1 pseudogene is annotated in these 403 nt (G+C 71.0%); it reads right to left on the bottom strand.

The features are described from left to right. Window positions 1-403 (bottom strand): annotated as a pseudogene (locus tag GVL52_RS29815) (relaxase/mobilization nuclease domain-containing protein); the annotation flags it as partial.

The following is a 403-nucleotide window of genomic DNA, read 5'->3' as shown; positions in this document are numbered from 1 at the left end:
GGTGCCGCGTGTAGGTGCGCAGGTCTTCGAGCTCGGAGCCATCCTCCGGCGAGACGATGAAGCGGAAATGGTGCCGGTCGTCAGCGCAGCGTTCCTTGAAGGCTTCGAGGTCGGCGACATCGGCCTGCGGCCCGTAGGCTTGACCTGGCTCGCCATCGCGGCCCACGCCATCGCGCTCGACGTAGCGCAGGTGCTTGGCGAGCGACTGCGGACTGGCCCGCTGCTGGTTGACCAGCAAGGTCTTGATGGTCACGCGCCGCGACATGGGCGTGAGCTTCGCGCCAGCGAAGCGCGCTGCCGTGTGGCCGCGCCCCAGGCGCGAGCCGGGCCGCTGGCCGGTGGTCTTGCCGGCGCCAGCCGATGCCGGGCGGCGCACCGAAGACTTGCCGCTGGTGGCCTTGCC

Source organism: Rhizobium sp. 18055 (assembly GCF_902706285.1).
Taxonomy (GTDB): Bacteria; Pseudomonadota; Alphaproteobacteria; order Rhizobiales; family Rhizobiaceae; genus Rhizobium.
Note: the sequence above shows the minus strand (reverse complement) of the source record. Positions and strands in the feature narration are given on the sequence as shown.